The 19,203-nt window shown below is 70.8% G+C and carries 12 protein-coding genes; 5 read left to right on the forward strand and 7 right to left on the reverse strand.

What is annotated here, in order from left to right; all coding sequences use genetic code 11:
* The 4 genes from IL992_RS17690 to IL992_RS17705 form a co-directional block, all read left to right on the forward strand.
* On the forward strand, window positions 1-437 hold a 437-nt coding region (locus IL992_RS17690; protein ID WP_193204469.1), incomplete at its 5' end, for a cellulose binding domain-containing protein.
* A 109-nt stretch (window positions 438-546) separates the two neighbouring features.
* On the forward strand, window positions 547-1,056 hold the full coding sequence (locus IL992_RS17695; RefSeq protein WP_193204470.1) for an HAD domain-containing protein: 510 nt from the start codon (window positions 547-549) through the stop codon (window positions 1,054-1,056).
* A 76-nt stretch (window positions 1,057-1,132) separates the two neighbouring features.
* Window positions 1,133-2,020, forward strand: coding sequence for a sulfotransferase family protein (locus IL992_RS17700; RefSeq protein WP_193204471.1), 888 nt, complete (start codon window positions 1,133-1,135; stop codon window positions 2,018-2,020).
* A complete protein-coding gene (locus IL992_RS17705; RefSeq protein WP_193204472.1) occupies window positions 2,017-3,192 on the forward strand; it encodes a glycosyltransferase family 4 protein in 1,176 nt (391 codons plus the stop codon). Before IL992_RS17700 ends, IL992_RS17705 begins: the two co-directional genes overlap by 4 nt.
* Before the next feature lie 151 nt (window positions 3,193-3,343).
* Here IL992_RS17705 and IL992_RS17710 read toward each other — a convergent pair whose 3' ends face one another.
* The 4 genes from IL992_RS17710 to IL992_RS17725 all read right to left on the reverse strand — a co-directional run bounded on the left by IL992_RS17710 (window position 3,344) and on the right by IL992_RS17725 (window position 9,612).
* Entirely contained in the window at window positions 3,344-6,097 is a 2,754-nt protein-coding gene (locus IL992_RS17710) for a bifunctional YncE family protein/alkaline phosphatase family protein (protein ID WP_193204473.1), read from the reverse strand.
* Window positions 6,098-6,100: 3 nt separating this feature from the next.
* The gene (locus IL992_RS17715; RefSeq protein WP_193204474.1) at window positions 6,101-7,456 is read right to left on the reverse strand and encodes an ABC transporter permease; all 1,356 of its coding nucleotides are present in this window, start codon (window positions 7,454-7,456) and stop codon (window positions 6,101-6,103) included.
* Window positions 7,453-8,436, reverse strand: a complete 984-nt coding sequence (locus IL992_RS17720; protein WP_226873288.1) for an ABC transporter ATP-binding protein — start codon at window positions 8,434-8,436, stop codon at window positions 7,453-7,455. The genes IL992_RS17715 and IL992_RS17720 overlap by 4 nt, the downstream gene beginning before the upstream one ends.
* A gap of 141 nt (window positions 8,437-8,577) precedes the next feature.
* Window positions 8,578-9,612, reverse strand: a complete 1,035-nt coding sequence (locus IL992_RS17725) for an ArsR/SmtB family transcription factor (RefSeq protein WP_193204475.1) — start codon at window positions 9,610-9,612, stop codon at window positions 8,578-8,580.
* Window positions 9,613-9,757: 145 nt separating this feature from the next.
* On the opposite strand from IL992_RS17725, the gene IL992_RS17730 reads away from it, so the two are divergent.
* Window positions 9,758-11,026, forward strand: a complete 1,269-nt coding sequence (locus tag IL992_RS17730; protein WP_193204476.1) for an MFS transporter — start codon at window positions 9,758-9,760, stop codon at window positions 11,024-11,026.
* Here the strand turns inward: IL992_RS17730 and IL992_RS17735 are convergent.
* From IL992_RS17735 to IL992_RS17745, 3 genes are all read right to left on the reverse strand, one after another.
* Entirely contained in the window at window positions 11,005-17,019 is a 6,015-nt protein-coding gene (locus IL992_RS17735; RefSeq protein WP_193204477.1) for a ThuA domain-containing protein, read from the reverse strand. The two genes, IL992_RS17730 and IL992_RS17735, sit on opposite strands and share 22 nt — an antisense overlap.
* A gap of 97 nt (window positions 17,020-17,116) precedes the next feature.
* A complete protein-coding gene (locus tag IL992_RS17740; protein WP_193204478.1) occupies window positions 17,117-17,980 on the reverse strand; it encodes a sugar phosphate isomerase/epimerase family protein in 864 nt (287 codons plus the stop codon).
* Complete coding sequence (locus tag IL992_RS17745; RefSeq protein ID WP_193204479.1) at window positions 17,977-19,176, reverse strand: substrate-binding domain-containing protein; 1,200 nt, start codon at window positions 19,174-19,176, stop codon at window positions 17,977-17,979. Before IL992_RS17745 ends, IL992_RS17740 begins: the two co-directional genes overlap by 4 nt.
* Between the last annotated feature and the right edge of the window lie 27 nt (window positions 19,177-19,203).

Raw genomic sequence — 19,203 nt, forward strand, 5'->3', positions numbered from 1 at the left:
CCTCGGTCCTCAACGCCCTCAACGCCGCCGGCCCGAACACCTCGCCCAGCCCCACCCCGCCGGTCAGCCCCAGCCCCACCCCGCCGGTCAGCCCGAGCCCGACGCCGCCGGTCAGCCCCTCGCCCGGGGACTCGCCGCAGCCGGGCGGGTGCTCGGCGACCCTCACGACGGTCAACAGCTGGCCCGGAGGATTCCAGTCCGAGGTCACGGTCCGTGCCGGTAGCTCGGCGGTCAACGGCTGGACCGTGAAATGGACCTGGCCCGGCGGGCAGACCATCAGCAGCCTGTGGAACGGCACGCACAGCGTGTCCGGCTCCTCCGTGACGGTCCGCAACGCCCCCTACAACGGCTCCATCGCGGCCGGCTCCTCCACCACCTTCGGCTTCACCGCCAACGGCAGCGCGGCCACCCCGTCCGTCACCTGCACCAGCCCCTGATCCCTGGCGCCTGACGAAACCGGATCCGGTTCGGACGATGTCCGGCCGGGTCCGGTTTCCCCTTGTCTGGGGTGGAGGAGCGGACGCCGGCGGCGGGATGATGGCCGTGATGGACGGGACGCTGCTGCTGCTGGACGTCGACGGGGTGCTCAACCCCGCACGGCGCTCCTCGCCGCGCTTCCGCCGCTTCGAGTGCGTGGCGGAGGGCGAGTGGTTCCGCCTGCTGCTCGATCCCCGGCACGGCGCCAAGCTGACCGCGCTGCGCCGGGAGACCGGCGCGGCGCTGACCTGGGCGACGACCTGGGGCGAGCGCGCCAACGAGGAGATCGGCCCCAGGATCGGGCTGCCTCCGCTGCCGGTTATCCCGATCGACGGCGACCCTCCCCGCCCGCCCGGCGTGAACATCAAGACCTGGCACGTCGCCGAGTACGTCCGGGGCCGGCCGTTCGTGTGGTTCGACGACGATCTCGGCCCGGCCGATCTGGAATTCCTGCGCGGCCATCCGGGCGTCGGCGAGTTCCTGGTGGTGGCCGTCGACCCCAGGGACGGGCTGAGCGACGCCCACCTGGACGCGGCCCGCCGGTGGCTGACCGCACGGAGGCCGCAAGCCTCCTGGTGAGGCATGGCGCGGTCACAGGTGAGCAGGGGGTGGATTCTCAGGGATTTCCCCGGAAGCCCCGGTAATCTCGCGGGCCATGACGTGGCAGCGGAGGATCAACGGCGCACTCGTGAAGTTCACAGGAGTCCAGCTCACCCGTGTCCGGCCCGCCGCCCAGTCCTCGCCCGCCGGCCCCGCCCCGGCTCCGGCGCCGGAGGAAATGGTGCGTCCTCCCGCCGACCCTCGCAACGACCGCCTTCTGGTCGCTCCGGTGTTCATCATGTCCCCGGTGCGGTCGGGCTCCACCCTGCTGCGGTCGGTCCTGAACGCGCACCCCGAACTGCACGCCCCGCATGAGCTGCACGTCAGACGGCTGACCGTCGGGTTCGGCACGCCGCTGGCCCGCAAGGCCATGGAGGCGCTCGGTCACAACCAGGCCGACCTTGAGCACATGCTGTGGGACCGGGTGCTCCACCGCGAACTGGTGCGGAGCGGCAAGCGGACCATCGTGGACAAGACCCCCGCCAACGCCTTCGCGTACGCCCGGATCTCCGCCTGCTGGCCCGACGCCCGCTACGTCTTCCTGCTGCGCCACCCCGCCTCCATCGCCGCCTCCTGGTATGAGGCCGACCCCGTCAAGCGCACCCGGGAGGAGGCCGCCGCCGACGCGCTGCGCTACATGAAGGCGGTGCAGCGGGCCAGGAAGGCGCTCACCGGCCTGACCGTGCGGTACGAGGATCTGACCGCCGAGCCGGAGAAGACGACCCGTGCCATCTGCGACTTTCTCGAGGTGGAGTGGGAGCCCGGAATGCTGGCGTACGGCGAGCAGAAGGTGGTGCAGAAGGGCCTGGGCGACTGGAGCGACAAGATCCGGTCGGGCACGGTGCAGCCGGGACGCGACCTGCCCGGGCCGGACGAGATACCCGACCTGCTCAAACCCATCTGCCGCAGCTGGGGCTACCTCCCGAAGGAGGAGGGCCGATGAGGATCCGTTACCTGCTCCTGCACGCCTACGGCATGGGCGGCACGATCCGCACCGTGGTCAACCAGGCGAACGCGATGGCCGCGCTCGGCCACGAGGTGGACATCGTCAGCGTGGTGCGCCGCCGTGACGAGCCGCAGTTCCGCCTGCATCCCGACGTCGCGCTCACCACACTCGTGGACCAGCGGACCGGCGTACAGGCCGACTCCCTCGGCCGGCGCGTGTGGCGGCGGCTGCGCGGCAAGATCGTGCCGTACGGCGAGTTCGCCGCGGGCTACTTCACCGAGCGGGTCGAGAAGGCGGTCATCGACTACGTCGCCTCGGTGGACGACGGGATCCTCGTCACCACGCGCCCGGCGCTGAACCTCATCTCCGCGCGCCGCGCCTCCGGCAACGTCGTGCGGGTGGCGCAGGAGCACATGAACCTCGGCACCTATCCCGGCCTGCTGCGCGAGGAGATCGTCCGGCACTACGGCGCGTTCGACGCGATCGCCGTGCTGACGGCCGACGACCGGCGCGAGTACGAGCGCGCGCTGCCCGGCACGAGGATCGTGCGGATCCCGAACGCGGTGCACGCGGTGAACCAGGTGCCGTCCCGGCAGGAGCACCCCGTCGTGGTCGCCGCCGGGCGCCTGGTCAGGCAGAAGGGCTTCGACCTGCTGCTCCCGGCGTTCGCCCAGGTGGTGAAGGAGCATCCGGAGTGGCGCCTGCGCGTCTTCGGCACCGGCCCGAGGAAGGCCGCCCTGCGCGCGCTGATCGGCGAGCACGGCCTGTCCGCGCACGTGACGTTGATGGGCCGCACCAACCGCCTCGACGACGAACTCGCCCGGGCCTCGATCTACGCGCTGAGCAGCCGCTTCGAAGGCCTGCCGATGGTCATGATCGAGGCGATGACCCACGCGCTGCCGATCGTGGCCTTCGACTGCCCGACCGGCCCCCGTGACGTGCTCACCGACGGGACCGACGGCGTCCTGGTGCCCTGTGAGGACGTGGACGCCCTCGCCGCGGCGCTCAACCGGCTCATCGCCGACCGCGACCTCCGGCTGCGCATGGGCGCCGCCGCGGCGGCCACCGCCAGGGAGTACGCCCCGGAGAACGTCATGCCGCAGTGGGAGAACCTGTTCACCGAACTTCTCCAGGCCAAGACGGGCAGCGACGCGCGGGCGCGGCGGTGACGCGCGGGCGCGGCGGTGACGCGCGGGCGCGGCGGTGACGCGGCTCGCGCGGACGTGTCGCCCGGCCGGCCTGCCGCCCGTGCGGGAGACGGAAGAGGCCCCTGGCCGGCGGTGACGCCGGTCAAGGGCCCTTCCGTCTGATCAGCCCGCGTCAGCCGTCGTTGTCCGACGACGGGATGTAGGCGCCCGGCACCTGGTCCGGCGCGTAGATCTCGTCGTCACCCGGGTAGGGCTTCTTGTAGTCGTGCGCCTCGTACCACGAGAAGCGGTTCATCTGCTCGGGGTTCCCGGAGTCGGCCCTGGCGTTGGGCCCGTTGAACGACTGGTGTGACTTCCAGGCGCCCCACTTCGTCGCGATCTCCTGCTTGCCCTTGGGCACCTTCGCCGACGGCGCCGCCGCAGCAGCCGAGTTCTGCGGCGCCGGGGTGTCCGCACCGCAGGACGGCAGGTTGGAGCCCGACAGGCCCAGCGTCAGCGACGTGCGGTTCGGCAGGGCGGTGAACGGCGTGTAGTCGGGCTTGCCGGTGAAGGCCGCGGCCATCGGGGTGGCGGCGCTGTCCTTCTGGTTCATCGGCTGGATCCCGAGGATCTGCTCGATGGTGCGGATCATGGTGATCTGCGTGTAGTAGTGGCTGTCCACGGTGCCGTGCTTGGCCCAGGGGCTGATGATCTGGATCGGGGCACGGTGGCCGTCGACGTGGTCGAGGCCGTTCTGGGAGTCGTCCTCGACGACGAAGATCGCGGAGTCCTTCCAGTACTCGCTGTGCGAGATGGTGTCGACGATCTTGCCGACGGCCAGGTCGTTGTCGGCGACCTGGGCGGCCCCGTTCGGCGGGCCGCCGGTGTGGTCGCTGGAGAGCCAGAACATGTTCAGGTTCGCCGGCCCGTTGGCCGCGAAGTCACGCTTCCAGATCTCGTACCGGTAGATGTCCGGGACGCTGGTGTCGAACTTCGGGAAGCCGTGCACCGACACGTCGTTGAGCGACGGAATCGGCGAGGACGAGTTCAGGGTGTAGGCGGTGTTCTGGCCGGTCGCCTCCATGTTCCTGGTGTCGCAGTACAGGTTCTGCCAGGTCGCGCCGGACGGCTTGGTCAGGAACTGGTGGAACTCGCCGAAGTTTCGCACGGTCTTGCCCGCCGCCTGCGCGCCGGTCCACAGGAAGCCGGTCCGCTGGTGGCCGAGAGCGTCGTCCTCGGTGTCGTAGCTGCGCAGGTACTCGCCGGCCGAGGACTCGGTGTACTCCGGGTTGTCGGCCTGCATCAGCCAGTTGTGGCCCTCGGCCGAGTTGGTGCCGATGTCGTAGGTGTTGTCGTACAGGCCGAACTGACGCGCCAGCGCGTGCTGGTTCGGCGTCACGTTCTCGCCGTACTGGGCCAGCGACGGGTCGCCGTTGCCCTGCGGCATGTCACCGAAGACCTGGTCGTAGGTCCGGTTCTCCTTGACGATCAGGAAGACGTGCTTGATCGTCGAGGGGTCGCCGAGACGCTTCGGGACCGCCACGGCCTTCTGCTTGTTGCCCTCGGCCTTCTTGACGTCGTTCTTGCCCCAGCCGTTCTGCGCGAAGACCCGGGCCGTGTACTTGGCGATCTCCCTGTCGTCCGGCAGCGTGAACCGCTGCAGGCTCGACGTCGTGTCGTGGGTGCCGTGCCCGGCGCTGCTCGTGGGGCGGCGGGCGTCGATGCCACGGGTGTTGGAGACCAGCACGTCGTCACCGACGGTGGTGATCTCCGCGGGGAAGTAGTCCGTCGGGAGCAGGCCGACGTAGCCGACCGGCTCCTGCGGCGTGGTGTAGCGGTAGACGGCGACCGCGTTGGCGCGCCCGAGCGTCACCAGCAGGTGACCGTCGTCGGTGAGCGTCACCGCGTCGGGCTCGTAACCCACCGAGGCCTCCGGCCACGGCTGGGTCGCGATGGTCTGAACGACCTTGTCGCTGGAGGTGTCGATGACCGACACGTCGTTGGTGGCGGTGTTGGTGACGAACAGCGCGCCGTTCTTGGCATAGAGGGAGGTCGGGTGCAGGCCGACGTCGATGCTCGCGGGGGCGGCGGCCGGGTTCGCCAGGTCGATGACGCTGACCGTGCCGGTGGTGGTGGCGCCGGTGTCCGGGTCGGCCGGCACCTGGGTGCCGTACGAGTTGATCGTCGTCTCGCCGGGCTTCGCCGGGCGCCCGCCCTCGTTGCTCACGTAGAGCTTGGTCCCGACCACGACCATGTCACGAGGGGCGTTGCCCACGGCCCAGCTCTGCCGGATGGCCCCGGTCGCCGCGTCGATGGCGACCACGCGGTTCTGGCCGTTCACGGCGGCGTACACGGTCGTCCCGTCGGCGGAGAACACCGGCTCACCTGCCAGCGCGCGCTTCGAGCCCTGTGCGGCGATGGTGACGTTCGTCGGGTTGGCGAGGCTGCCGTCGGGGTTCACGGTGAACCTGGTGTAGCCGTCGGCCCGGCCCAGCCACAGCTGCGAGCCGTCCGGCGAGTACGTCGGGCCTTCCTGTCCCACGTCGTTGCCGCTGATGCGCAGGTTCGCCGCCGCGTTGTTGCCGACGAGCTGCTGCACCTTCCAGTTCTTCAGGTCGACGATGACGAGCGCCATGCCGCCGTCGGTGACCGAGGCCGCGAGGTGGGTGCCGTCCGGGCTGACCGACGACGACATGATCTTGCCGTTGTTGATGACGAGGCGCTCGCCGATGGGGTCGATGTACTGGTCACTCGACACGACCAGGCCCTTGTCGGTGGTCTGGCCGACCTGCTGGGTGCCGAATCCGTCGGTGGACGCGTAGGCGATGCCGCCGCCGGCGACGACGAGGGTTGCGGTGGCGGCCGCGAGGAGGCGGGTCCGCCGGCCGGTGCGTCCGTTGAGGAGCCCGAGCGGGACCTTCGCGACGCGCTGGCGCGTGACGTGCATGGATCATTCCTTAGGGGTGCTTGCGAGCAGGTCGACGTTCCCGTCGAACTGCCACAGGGGGTTGGGTGCGTCCCCGGCCGGGGTGCGCACCTGGAAGTAGCCGTTCACCTCCTTGGGTCCGTCTCCGTCGGCGACGTACCGCCCGTCCGCGGTGACGTCGAGCTGGTAGATGGCGGAGCCAACGGCGGTCGCGCCGGGGAGGCGCCAGGACACGACACACCGCCAGTCGTTGCCCGGTCCCCGGTCGGGGACCCGGGATCCGCCCTTGTCGCAGGACGCGGACGCCCCGAGCTGGGCCTCGGTGACGTCGGGGCGATGGAGCTCCCGCGTCTGCAGCCGGTAGAGATGGGCGTACGCCGTGGCGAGCGAGTCCTGCAGCTTTCCCTTCTCGATCCCCGAGCCCGTGGCCGGGGCCGCGACGGCGATCACGCCCACGGTGAGGACGACCAGTGCGGCCAGCGGCAGCATCGCCGCCACGACGACCCGCCGGCCCGACCCGTCGTACGCCAGGTCGGTGAAGTCGCGGCGCAGGAACAGCCGGTAGGCCAGCGTGGTGGCGGTGACCGCCCACGCCAGGCTCACCGCGAGACCGATGAGCAGGGGGCCCGCCTGTGCCGGGCTGGTGAACAGCCCGCGCCAGGCGAGGAAGGCGCTGCTCGGCAGGGCCATCCGCACCGCCACCGGCAGCGGGAGGAGCTGTGCGAGCTGCAGCACCAAGGCGAGCAGCGCGGGCATCAGCAGGCCCATCGGCGAGCGGCCCAGGGCCACCGAGCCGAGGAGCCCGACGGCGGCGAACGCCAGCGTCGGCGCCAGCGCGCAGGCCCACGCGAGCAGGACCGTGCCGGCCGCGTCCGCCGGGGCGAGGAGGTGGCCGTCCAGACCGGCGAGCGGCCGGTTGCCGACCGCGGCCAGGCCGCCGATGATGCCCGACGCGGCCAGTCCGGCCACCAGCAGCAGGAGCACGGTCAGGCTGGCGAGGCCCTTCGCCACGAAGATCCGCCTCGGTGAGCGGACCGCCACGAGGAGGTGGCGCCAGGTGCCCAGCCGGTCCTCGGCGGTGAAGACGTCGCCGGCGACCAGAGCCGTCAGCAGCGGGAGCGCCCAGCTGCACGAGAAGTCCAGTACGACCAGCGCCCCCGCCCAGCCGGTCGCGTTCATCCAGCGGCCGAAGACCGTGTCGGCGGGGAGCGAGCTCTGCAGGCTGACGGCGGCCACGAAGGCCGCCGGGGCGATCCAGCAGGCGAGCAGCAGCAGGCGGATGCGCCACTGGGAGAGCAGCTTGACCAGCTCGAACCGGTAGCCGGGCAACACCGGCGCCGGCCGGGCGCCGGCCCGGGGTCGGGTGACGGTCGCGGTCATCGCAGGTCCTCCTGGTCGGTCTGCGCGGGTACGGTGCCGGTCAGGGTGAGGAACGCGGCCTCGAGCGGCGTCACCACGGGCGCCAGCTCCCGGAGCGCCACGCCGGCTCGCACCAGCCGTACGACCAGCTCGTCGATGGCCGGCACAGGCCCGCGGACCACGAGTACGTCGGCGTCCGGTCGCTGCGCGGGATCGCGGCCGGGCGCGACGCGGAGCCCGGGCGTCTGCGACGCCAGCCGGTGGGCGGCCACCGGATCTGAGGTGAGCAGCCGGTAGTCGAGCTCGCCGCTCTCGGCGGCGAGCTTGCTCACCGGACCGGAAAAGACGACCCGTCCGGTGGCGAGGATGGTCACCTCGGAACACAGCGCGGCGAGGTCGTCCATCCGGTGGCTGGAGAGAACCACCGCGGTCCCGTCCGCGGCGAGTCCGGTGATGACGCGGTGCACGTGGTGCTTGCCCGCGGGGTCCAGGCCGTTGGCCGGCTCGTCGAGGACGAGCAGTCGCGGCTTGGTGAGCAGCGCGGCGGCCAGCCCGAGCCGCTGGCGCATCCCCAGCGAGAAGCCCCGGACACGGTCGTCTGCGACGTCGGTGAGCCCGACCTGCTCCAGCGCGTCGTCGACACCGGTGGCGCCGCCGGTGTCATACCGGGCCAGCGCGGCCAGGGCCGAGAGGTTCCGGCGCGCGGTGAGCGAGGGATAGAGCCCGGGTCCGTCCACGAAGCCCGCGACGCCGTCGGGAACGGCGAGCGTCCGCCCGACCGGCGTACCCAGGATCTCGAGGAGGCCGCCGTCCGCGACCGCCAAGCCCAGCAGCAGGCCGAGGAGCGTCGTCTTGCCCGCGCCGTTCGGGCCGACCAGGCCGTGAACCTGCCCGCGCGCCACGTCGAGGTCGACGCCGTCGAGTGCGACCACGTCACCGAAGGACTTCGTGATTCCGCGAGCCCGGACGGCTGGACTCCCGTGCATGTCGCTTTTTCGCATCCCTGTCCTTCCTCGGCTACCGGCACCCGGTCGCGGATTCGGCGATCGGTGCGGCAGCGAGAAAGTTAGCCATGCTAAGGACGCTGCAGGGTGTGCATCGCGACAACGAAGGGTTTATGCCGCGTGAACAGACATCATGATTTATTTGGTCATGTTCGTTCTGGTCGCGCCGACGGCTGAGGCGGCAGCGCGCGGATCGGCCGCACCGGTCAGCATGTCGCCCAGGGAACTGCGCCGATAAAGGACCTGCCGCCCGTCGCGGGCCCGCGTGACCAGGCCCGTGGCGTACAGCACGCGCAGGTGCTGGGACACGGCGCTCGGGGTGACCCTGAGACGGCGGGCGATCTCGACGGTGGGCAGCGGCTCGCCGAGGAGGCCGAGCAGCCTCGCCCTCGGCGCGCCGAGAAGCGACACGAGAGCGGTCTCGTCCGCGACGGGCGGCGGGGCCCAGAGCGTCGCCACGCCACGGCTGGGATAGACCAGCGTGGGAGGCACCTCCGGGATGACCGGGGGCGCGGGCTTGTGCGCGAACACGGAGGGCACGAGCAGCAGCCCACGACCGGCCGCCGCGACGCGGAAGCTGCTGATCATCTTGTCGACGTGCAGCACGCCGTCGTCCCAGCGCAGGTTCGGGTGCATGCCCGCGAACAGCAGGCGGGCGCCTCCCACGGCCAGCTGCCGTGCCCGGTAGGTCATGTCGGCCTCCAGCACCAGCCGCATCTGCGGCCACAACGGCCTGACCGCGATCTCCCAGTACCGCGCAAGGAGATCGCAGACGGCGTCCCGGAGCCGTACGACCGGCGCGTCGTCGGGGGCGGCGGCGTCGCGCAGCGGCTCGGGGAGCGGAGCCGGCGCGTGCGTGACCGCCAGGTCACGGCGGACCAGATCGGGAGGGGTCCGGCGCACCACCTCCAGTTCCTCGTCGAAGTCCGGGGCGAAGACCTCGGGCCTCGGGGTCAGGAAATCGGGAAGGGTGAACCTCTCCGCCACCAGGGACATCAGCAGGTCCGCGTCGAGCGCGCCGAGCCTGCCGATGACGGATCTGCGCCACGGGAGATGCACCGCCGACAGGCCCGGGTCGCGCAGCACCCGCAGGCTGAACACCGTCTCGGTCAGGGGCGAGAGGGCGAACCTCGTGTCCGCGAGGTCCTCCACGCCGAGCACAAAGCTGATCATTAAGCCATACGCTACATCGATTGGTGGCGGAAGGCTCGTGGCGTGGACTTCGGTCCATGACCCACGCATTCGTCGTCGTGAGCGACATGACCGGCCGGCGCCGCGTCCCCGATGAGATGGTCCCCGGCGGGCCGGTGGTCGGGGCATGAGCCGCCGGATGCTCGCGATCCTGGCCCTCACCTGCGCGGTGGCGGTGGGCAACATCTACTTCCCGCAGGCGATCGGGCCGCTGGTCGCCACCGGGCTGCACCTGCCGCCCGACGCGGGCGCCCTGGTGGTGACCGCCACCCAGGCCGGCTACACGGCCGGGATCGTCCTGCTGGTGCCGCTCGGCGACCGTTTCCCGCACCGCCCGTTCCTCGTGGTCCTGCTCGCCCTCACCGGCCTCGGCCTGCTCGCCGCGAGCTGCGCGCCGGCCCTGCCGCCGCTCGTCGCCGCCAGTGCCCTGGTCGGCCTCACCACCGTGGCCGCGCAGGTCGTCGGCCCCCTGGCGGCCGGTCTGGTGGCGGCCGAATCCCGGGGAGCGGTGCTCGGCACGCTGCTGAGCGGATCGACCGGCGGCATGCTGCTGGCCCGCACCTTCGGCGGAACCCTCGGCGAATGGCTGGGCTGGCGGGCTCCCTACCTGGTGGCCGCGGCGCTGGCGCTGCTCCTCGCGGCCGGCCTGGCCGTCACGGTGCCGGTCACCGCCGCCTCCACCCGCCGGCGTTACCCGGCCCTCCTGGCCGAGCCGCTGCGCCTGCTGCGCGCCGAGCCCGAATTGCGTCGCTCCTGCGTCTACCAGGCGGCCGTCTTCGCCGGGTTCTCGGCCGTCTGGACCTGCCTGGCGCTCCTGCTCACCGGCCCGGCGTACGGCCTGGGCGCCCAGGCCGTCGGGATGCTCGCCCTGGTCGGCGCGGCGACCATGCTCTGCACTCCCGTCGCGGGTCGCCTCGTGGACCGCGTGGGGCCGGATCCGGTGAACCTCGTCTGCATGCTCGGGGTCCTCCTCTCGGCGGCGGTCCTGGCCGCCGGGTCGCTGGGCGGGACGGCGGGCCTGGCCGCGCTGACCCTCGGCACACTGCTGCTCGACGTCGCGATGCAGTGCGGCATGGTCGCCAACCAGGCCCGGATCTACGCCCTGCGGCCCGACGCCCGCGGCAGGCTCAACACCGCCTACATGACCTGCGCCTACCTCGGCGGCAGTGCGGGATCCTGGCTCGGGGTCCGCGTCTGGAGCGCGGCCGGCTGGCGGGGCGTGTGCGCGCTCGTCGCACTGCTCGCCGCGCTCGCCCTGACCCGCCACCTCCTGGCGCGTGCGCGGTGCCGCCCCAGAAGACCAAGTGCCGGAGCACGCGGGGCGTGCTCCGGCACCGGTCGGGAGCCGGCCGGCACCGGCTCCCCGTCATCTACTCACAGGCGGGCTCGCAGGTAGGCACCGGCCGCGAGCAGTTGCGCGCGGACCGACTCGTCGGTGGCGGTACGAGCCGCCGCCGTGAACCGGTCCAGGGCAGCCTTGGCCTGGTCCGTCCGGCCTGCCGCCGACGTGGCCTTGGCCGCTTGGAGCTGGCCGAACAGGCGGTCGGCGAGCTCGTCGCCGAGCAGACCCTCCGCCTGGTACCGCCGCACCAGCGCCTGGGTCTTGTCGTAGGTGGCGACGACCTCGAAGGCGACCGTCACCTCCGTGTCGTTGCCGGCCAGGTCGGTCGCCACGACGGTCAGCTTGTGACCGCCCGCCGTGGGCTCGGCACCCGCACCGCTCTCGATCGCCACCCCGTCCAGGCGGAGGGCCACCGAGTCGACGCCCGACGTGGCGTCCCGCGCCGTGGCGGCGATCGGCAGTGAGGTACCGACGTCGTACTTGCCGTCCTTCGCCACGCCGTCCACGCTCACGACCGGGGCCGTGGTGTCGACGCGCAGGGACACCGCTGCCGGCGCGGAGACGTTGCCGGCCTCGTCGATCGCCCGGAACCGCAGCTCCCGCAGGCCGTCCTCGGTCACCCGGACCGGCTCGCGGTACTGGGTCCAGGCGCCGTCGCCTTGGGCGAACTCGATGCGCACCGGGCCGTCGCGGTCGTCGCTCGCCGACGCGGTGACCGTCGCCGGCGAGGTGTACCAGCCACGCCGGCCGTTCGGCTGCGCCGGATCGACCGACACGGTCAGGCTCGGCGCCGTCGTGTCGAGGACCCGGAAGTAGTCGAACGCGACCGTGACCGGCTGCGCCTGCTGCGGACCAATCGCCATCAGGCCGAACGAGGTCATCGCGGCGTCGTTGGTGACCGGCTGGCCGAGTGAGGTCCAGTTGACCCCCCCGTCGCTGATCTGGGCCGAGTAGGTGTTCCCACTCCGGCTCAGCCGCAGGTAGTACCAGCCGCTCTCGGACGAGTCTGCGATGTCGATCGACCGGTTGCCGCCGTTGCCGAACTGCGCGTTGCGTTCCGAAACCAGCTCGGCACGCAGGTTGGCCGGCGTTCCGGCGTCATTGCCGGCGACGACGTCGAACTTCACGTAGTTGTCGTCGTTGTTGTAGACCAGGAAGCCGGCCAGCTGCCACTTGTGCAGCATCGTCGGCGTCAGCCTGGTCTCGATCGTCCAGTTGCCGGCGGCGACGTCCGCGGGGATCTTCTGCAGGATGAAGTTCCGCGGCGAGGCGTTGTCGGTGCCGTTGATGTCGCCCGGCTGGGTCTCGACGCGCAGCGCACCGCCGCTCACCGCGACCTTGGACGAGTCGTATCGCACCACCGAGTTCCACCGGCAGCCGTCGACAGCGCTGCCGTCGAACTCGTCGCCGGGCGCGCGGACACCGTCGTCCGTGCCGTCCGGCGTGATGGTGAAGTGGTCGAACACGGCGTTGACCCGCGCCGCCCCGGTGTCGCCGGCGGCCATGGGGCCGACGGTCGCGTTCGGGATGACGTTCGCGGAGCCGGCGAGCGCCGTCCAGGTCCGGCCGTCGGCGGAGTACGCCGCGGTCAGCTTCTGACCGTCGCTGACCAGCCGCAGGTGCGCGGTGGACGGGAAGTCCGCCGGCACACCCACGTTGGCGTGCCAGGTCCGCGTCCCGCCGGCCTCGGTCTGGAACTCCATGATCCGACCGCCGGACGAGTTACGGGTGAACGCCAGCTTGACGTAGTCGTTGTCGGTGCCGTGCATGAGCAGACCGGCGTGCTGCCACTCGCGGTCGTGCGGGATGGTCACCTTCGTGGTGATCGTCCACGGCCCGGTCTTGGCACGCTGGCCGACGTAGCTGATCGGCCCGGCGGCACCCTCGTTGATGTCACCGTTGGTGACCGGCAGGACCAGCCCGCCGTCGGCGACCCGTACGGGCAGGTTCGGCGCGTTCCGCACCGTGCTCCACCGGCTGGTGTTCAGCGCGTCACCGTCGAAGGTGTCCGAGCCGCGGATCGCGCAGATCGGCGAGGTCTCCGGCGGTGCCGGGTGGATGGCCCGGTCGACCAGCGAGAAGCCGCTGAACTTCACCTCGCTGGTGGCGGACGCGTTGTGCGCGGTGACCGCGAGGCCGATGTCCTGCGGGCCGGCCGCGCCGGGCAGCGTCACCGGGTCGCCGACCAGGGTGAACGACTTCCCGTCCTTGCTCCAGTACCCGTAGTACTTCCCGCCGTCCCGCACGATCCGCACCCAGGACGGATAGCTCGTCGTGCTGGCGCCGGTGCTGGCGTCGAGCTGGCCGTTGCCGTCGGTGTCGCGCAGCCACTCGAACCCGAGGCCCGCCCGCATCGTCATCGCCGCGTACCCAGGCGATACACCGGGACGGGTGATGTCGTTGCGGACGATCAGGCCGGCCTTGGCGGAGTTGTTGGTGTTCGTCTGGCTCTCGATCTTCACCGTGGCGGTCCAGGTGTCGCCGGCCGCTGCCGGCAGGTACACCGAGCCGTACTGGTCGGTGCCCTGCCACATGTTCTCTCCGCCGGCCTTGACGATCCAGGTGTCCTGGTCCGGCCGATCGAAGCTGGCGGTGGTGTTGGCGTAGGTCTGCCAGGCGCCGAGGAGGTCGCCGACCTCGACCTGCACGACGCGGGACTTCGTGCGGTAACCCTTGTCGCTGGTCGCGACCGCGGTCAACTGGTAGCGCTTCTCGGCGGGGGCGTTCCAGGTCACCGAGTACGGCGCCGTGGTGTCGGTGCCGATCGACGTGCCGTCGGCGAAGAACTCGACCTTGGTGATCTTGTTCTCCGCGTCGCTCGCGTCCGCGGTCACCTGGATCTCGCCCGGCTCCAGCTCGTCGGCCGGCGTCGGAGAGGTCACGGCGACCTTCGGCTTGCTCGTCGGTGAGACGCCCTTGCCGTCGGCCTCGATGAAGTTCAGCCGCCGCTCACCCGCACCCGGGAACACCGCGTACAGGGTGAACGTCTCGCCGGGGTCGGACACGTCGACCGGGACGTCGACGTAGCCGCCGCTCGTGGTCGCCGGCACCTGCGCGGTGCCGAGCAGTTCACCGTCCGGCGCGCCCCGCCGCAGCTCGATCTTGCTTGCGCCGGCAGCCGACACGCGCAGGACCAGCCGGTCGACGTTGTGCAGGTTGACCGGGTCGTACGACGCCCAGGCGCCGTTCTGGCCGGAGATGGAGTTCGCGTGGCCCTCGATGTCCCGCGACGGGCCGACCGTCACGTTCGACGAGTCGTCGAAGAACTCCGCCTCCCGCTGCTTCGGGAATATCAGCGTGGTTTCCGAACCGGTCAGGCTCGGGGTGCCTCCCGCGCCGCCGGAGTCGGAGTACCGGCCGTCCAGCGCATAGAAGACGTTCATGTCCTCGCCGTGCCCGCCGCCGAGGGCGGTTACCACCGAGCCGGTGCGCCCGTGCAGCGGCTCGGCCGGGTGCGCGTGCTCGTCGTGGCCCATCGCCGGCTGGATCACCACATCGGCGTCGTCGATCTTGGTGTCCTCGGCGTCGGTGACCGACAGGTCCCAGCTCACCTCGTCACCGAAGTCGAAGAACGCGCCGTTGGGCGGCAGGTTGAACTTCACCTCCGGCCGGGTGTTGCCGACCGTGATCGGCACCGTCGTCATCCCGGTCTTGCCGGCCGGGTCGGTCACCGTGAGCCGGGCGTTGTAGACGCCGTTCGCGGTGTAGGTGAACGTCGGCTTCACCTCGGTTGAGTCGACGACGCCGTCGTCGGTGAAGTCCCACTCGTACCGCAGTTGCTCCTTCTCCGGGTCGGTGCTGCCCGAGCCGTCGAAGCGGACCGGCAGCGGCGCCTGGCCGGAGTCCGGCGAGGCGTTGATCTTCGCCGTGGGCGAACGCGAGCCGGAGATGTAGTCGATCCGGTACAGCCCCGAGTTCGGGTTGTCGCGGCCGAACCCGCCACCCCAGTCCAGCACGTACATCGAGCCCTCAGGACCGAACTTGGAGTCGATCGGCGCGAGGAACTGCTGCTGCGGTAGGAACGGATTGACCTTCTCGACCCCGCCCTTCCCGTTCGGGATGATCGAGTACATCTTGTTCCGCGACCACTCGTAGAAGAACGGCTTCCCCTCGTAGTACGCCGGGAACTTGGTGTCCGACTGCAGGTCCGGGTCGTAGTCGTAGAACGGGCCGCCCATCGGGGCCAGGCCGCCACCCTGCGGGATGACCGACGGCACCGAGGACCGCTTGTAGCCGTACCACATCGTGGCCGGCTTGGCCGGCGGCAGCTCGGTCAGGCCGGTGTTGCGGATCGAGTCGTTGATCGGCTTGGCGCAGTCGAAGTACGGGCCGACGGTCACCGGGTTCGTCCGGTAGTCGACGTCGCGGAACGGCTCGTTGTTGCCCATGCACAGCGGCCAGCCGTAGAAGCCGGGCTCGGTGATGAGGTTCCACTCGGCGATACCGGCGGGGCCCCGGTTGTCCGGGTTGTCGTTGCTGTTGTCCGGCGAGTAGTCCGCCAGCCCGACGGCCCCGGTCTTGGGGTCGATCGAGAACCGGAACGGGTTGCGGAAGCCCATCGCATAGATCTCCGGCCGGGTCTTCGGCGTGCCCGGCGCGAACATATTGCCCGCGGGGATGGAGTAGGTGCCGTCCGGCTCCGGGTGGATCCGCAGGAGCTTGCCTCGGAGGTCGTTGGTGTTGGCCGAGGTCGCCCGCGCGTCGTGGAAGGTTCCGTCCCGCTCGGACAGCGGTGCGTAGCCGCCGGACGGCTCGGAGTGCGGGTTCACGTCGTCGCCGACGCCCAGGTAGAGGTTCCCGCCCGGACCGAACGCGAGGCCGCCGCCGGTGTGACCGGGCTCGTCGGGGAGCCGGCGCGCCGGCACCTCGAGCAGGACCTTCTCCGTGGCCCGGTCGATCTGCGAGCCCTGCCCGACGGTGAGGCGGGACAGGCGGTTGACGAAGTTCGCCGGGTCGCTGTCGTTCGCACTCGCCGGTGAGTAGTAGATATAGAGGTAGCCGTTCTTGGCGAAGTCCGGGTCGAGCGCGATGCCGAGCAGCCCGTCCTCACCGCCGGAGTAGACCGGGATCGTGATCGCCGTGGAGGTGGTCCTGGTCCGCGGGTCGTAGACGCGGATCTGGCCGCGCACCAGCTCGGTGAAGAACACTCGGCCGTCGGGTGCGACGTCCATGGCGTACGGGGCGCTGGTGTTCTGGTCCAGCGGGACCCGCTCGAAGTCGTCCCAGTTGGTGCCGCCGCAGTCGCCCTTCTCCATCCCGGCGGCCCACTTCACGCCACCCACGATGTGCTGCACCAGCGCCGCCTCGCCCGTGTAGTGGGCGCCGAAGTGACCCATGCCGGTCATCCAGGCGCGGCCGCCGTCGTACGGCTTGCACCAGGAGATCGGGTGGTCGTAGCCCATGGCGTTGCCGCCCGGGGCGTACGTTGTCTCGTCCATCGTGGCGAGCACGTGCGCGTTGCCGCGGACGTTGAGCGCGTAGTTGTACCACTCGTCCGCGCGTCCCCACCGCTGCGGCAGGTGCTTGGTGGACGGGTGGACCTGATCCTCCACCCGGACAGTGCCGGGCAGGCCGGGGCTGGTGCCGGTGGCGGCGTGACCGGGCATCAGCGTGCCGATCATGTTGTCCCACCACGCGTAGTTGCCACGCATGTCGGTGGCGTTGTGGATGGCGACGATGCCGTGGCCGGCCCGCATGTAGCGCTCCATGGCCGCCTTCTGGTCGGCGGTCCACGGGTCGCCCGAGGCCTGGAACATCACGAGCGCGTCGAAACGCGCGAGGTCCTCGTCGTTGAAGATGGACGAGTCCTCGGTGTGCTGCGAGGTGATGCCGGCGTCGGCGAAGGCGGCCTCCAGCACGGGAACGCCCTGCTCGATCGCCTCGGTGTGCCGGAATTGAGTGGTCTTCGTGAAGATCAGCACGTGGGCTTCATCCTGCGTGCCCTCGTGCGCGGTCGCCGGCGTCGAGCCCATCATGGTCAGCGCCAGCGCGCTGGCCACGGGCATCGCGAACCACCGTCCCCACCGGGGACGCCAGGTCACGTTCATGAGATGCGGTACCTCCATGACGCGAGGAACTACTGGGGGGGTCGTGACCGTGCGGCGTGCCGGCGCCGTCGGGCTGGTGTTGAGTTGGCCGTCGGGTCTAGCGTCGGGTCTGGGGCATCACCCCCCGCAGGAACTCGAGTCCGTCCGCGGCGATCGCGTCCTGGCTCACGGCGAGTGGACGCCAGATGGAGGCGGCTGTCGCGATCGTCGCGTTCTCCGCCGTGAACGACTCGATACACAGCGGGCCGGCGTAGCCCGCGTCGTCGATCGCGGCGAGGATGGCCGGCCAGTCCAGGTGGTCGGCGCCGGGCGTACCGCGGTCGTTGCCGCACACCTGGACGTGCGCCACCCGGCCGGCGGCCGCGCGGATCGCCGCCGGGATGTCCGTCTCCTCGATGTTCTGGTGGTAGAGGTCCAGCGCGACGCCGCAGTGCGGTAGGTCACCGATCGCATCGAGGGTCTGGCCGATGGTGTTGAGCAGGCTCGTCTCGTAGCGGTTGAGCGGTTCGACGGCCACCGTCACGCCGGCCGCGCCCGCGTACTCGACCACGGGGGCGAGGCTGTCCCGCAGTTGCGCGTACGCGGAGGCCCGCTCGGCCGGTGACATCCGCCAGGTCCGGCCGACCGAGGCGTACGCCGGCCCGGCGATCACCGGCGACCCGACCGTCGCGGCGGCGTCCACCACGCCGAACAAATAGTCCTGGGTGGACCGGATGGTGGCCGGGTCGGCCGCGGCCAGCTCACGACCGGCCGGCATCACAAGGCATACGGTGGCGCCGAGACCGTGATCGGCGAGCACCTGGGCGGCCCGGCTCGGCTCCCAGTCGCCCAGGTTCTCTACTGGGAGTTCGAGCACGTCGAAGCCCCACCCCGCGACCTTGGCCGCGAGGGCGCCCAGGGTCGCGTCGGTCAGCGGCGAGGTCCACACCCAGGTGTTGACCCCGAGCGGATGTCTGGTCACTTCCACGGCCCCGGGTAGCCCGGCATGTCCTCGCACCCGCACATCGCGTAGTGCAATGGCGGCATGTCCTGCTTGACGTACTCCTTGACGTTGTCGCCGGTGATCCGCGGCTGCGGCAGCACCCACTCCTTCGGCACCTGCTCGCCCTTGAGGACCTTCAGCGCCGCGATGATCGGAGTCCGCCACTGGTAGGTGGGATAGGTCGGCGCGACCGCGGTCAGGCCTTCGTCGGCCCACAGCCGCAGGAAGTCCTGCTGGTCCTCGCCGACGATGGCGGGCACATCGACCCCGGCGTCCTGGAACGCCTCCGCCGCGGCGACGGCGGTGGCGCCGGCGTCCATCCACACACCGTCGATCTGCCCCTCGCGCTGGATGTAGTCGGTCACGATGCTCTTGGTCTTGGCCGCGTCGCCGTCGGTGAACTCCACACCGACCACCTTGAGCTCGCTGCCGGCGAAGATCTCGTTGGCGGCCGCCCAACGCTGCTCGAGCACGTCCACGCCCGGCAGAATGCGCAGAGCGAGGACCTTGCCGCCCGGCTTGACCTTCTCCTTCAGGAACTCCGCACCGTCCGCGCCGAAGGCGAAGCCGCCGATGGGGTGGATGAAGGTGGCCGGGCAGCCGGTGTTGACGCCTCGGTCGAACACGATCACCGGCACGCCGGTCTTGCACGCCTGCTCCACAGCCGGCGTCAGCGTGGCGGTGGTGTTCGGCGAGATGATGATCGCGGCGCAGTTCTGGCCCGACAGCGACTGGATGTCACTGATCTGCTTGTCGTCCTTCGCCTCCGCGTCCAGCACGGTGAACTTGGTGATCTCCGGGTGTAGCTTCACCTCCTGCTGCATGGTCTTGTAACCCACCTGCCGCCAGGGGTTGTCCACTGAGGCATTGGAGAAGCAGAGGGTGTAGTTCCCGCCGGGCTTCGCGTACTTCGCGGTGTCGACCATTTCCGGCTGGAGCATCTGCTCCCACGGCTTGCCGTCCGGGCCTTCTGGCGTGGCGTTACGGAACGCCAGCTGACGGTTGTACTCGGCCTGGTCGAAGAACTTGGACTTGCTCGCGTCCGAACTGGGTGATCCCCCGCTCGAACTGGTCGATCCCCCGCTCGGGGCCGCCTTGTCGTCGGGCAGGTCGCTTGAGCACCCGGCGAGCGCGAGCGCGCCCGCCACGACCACTATGGCCCATTTTCTGGTCATTATCGATGATTTCCTTACTACCGGGGG

The organism is Microbispora sitophila (genome assembly GCF_014892245.1).
Taxonomy (GTDB): Bacteria; Actinomycetota; Actinomycetes; order Streptosporangiales; family Streptosporangiaceae; genus Microbispora; species Microbispora siamensis.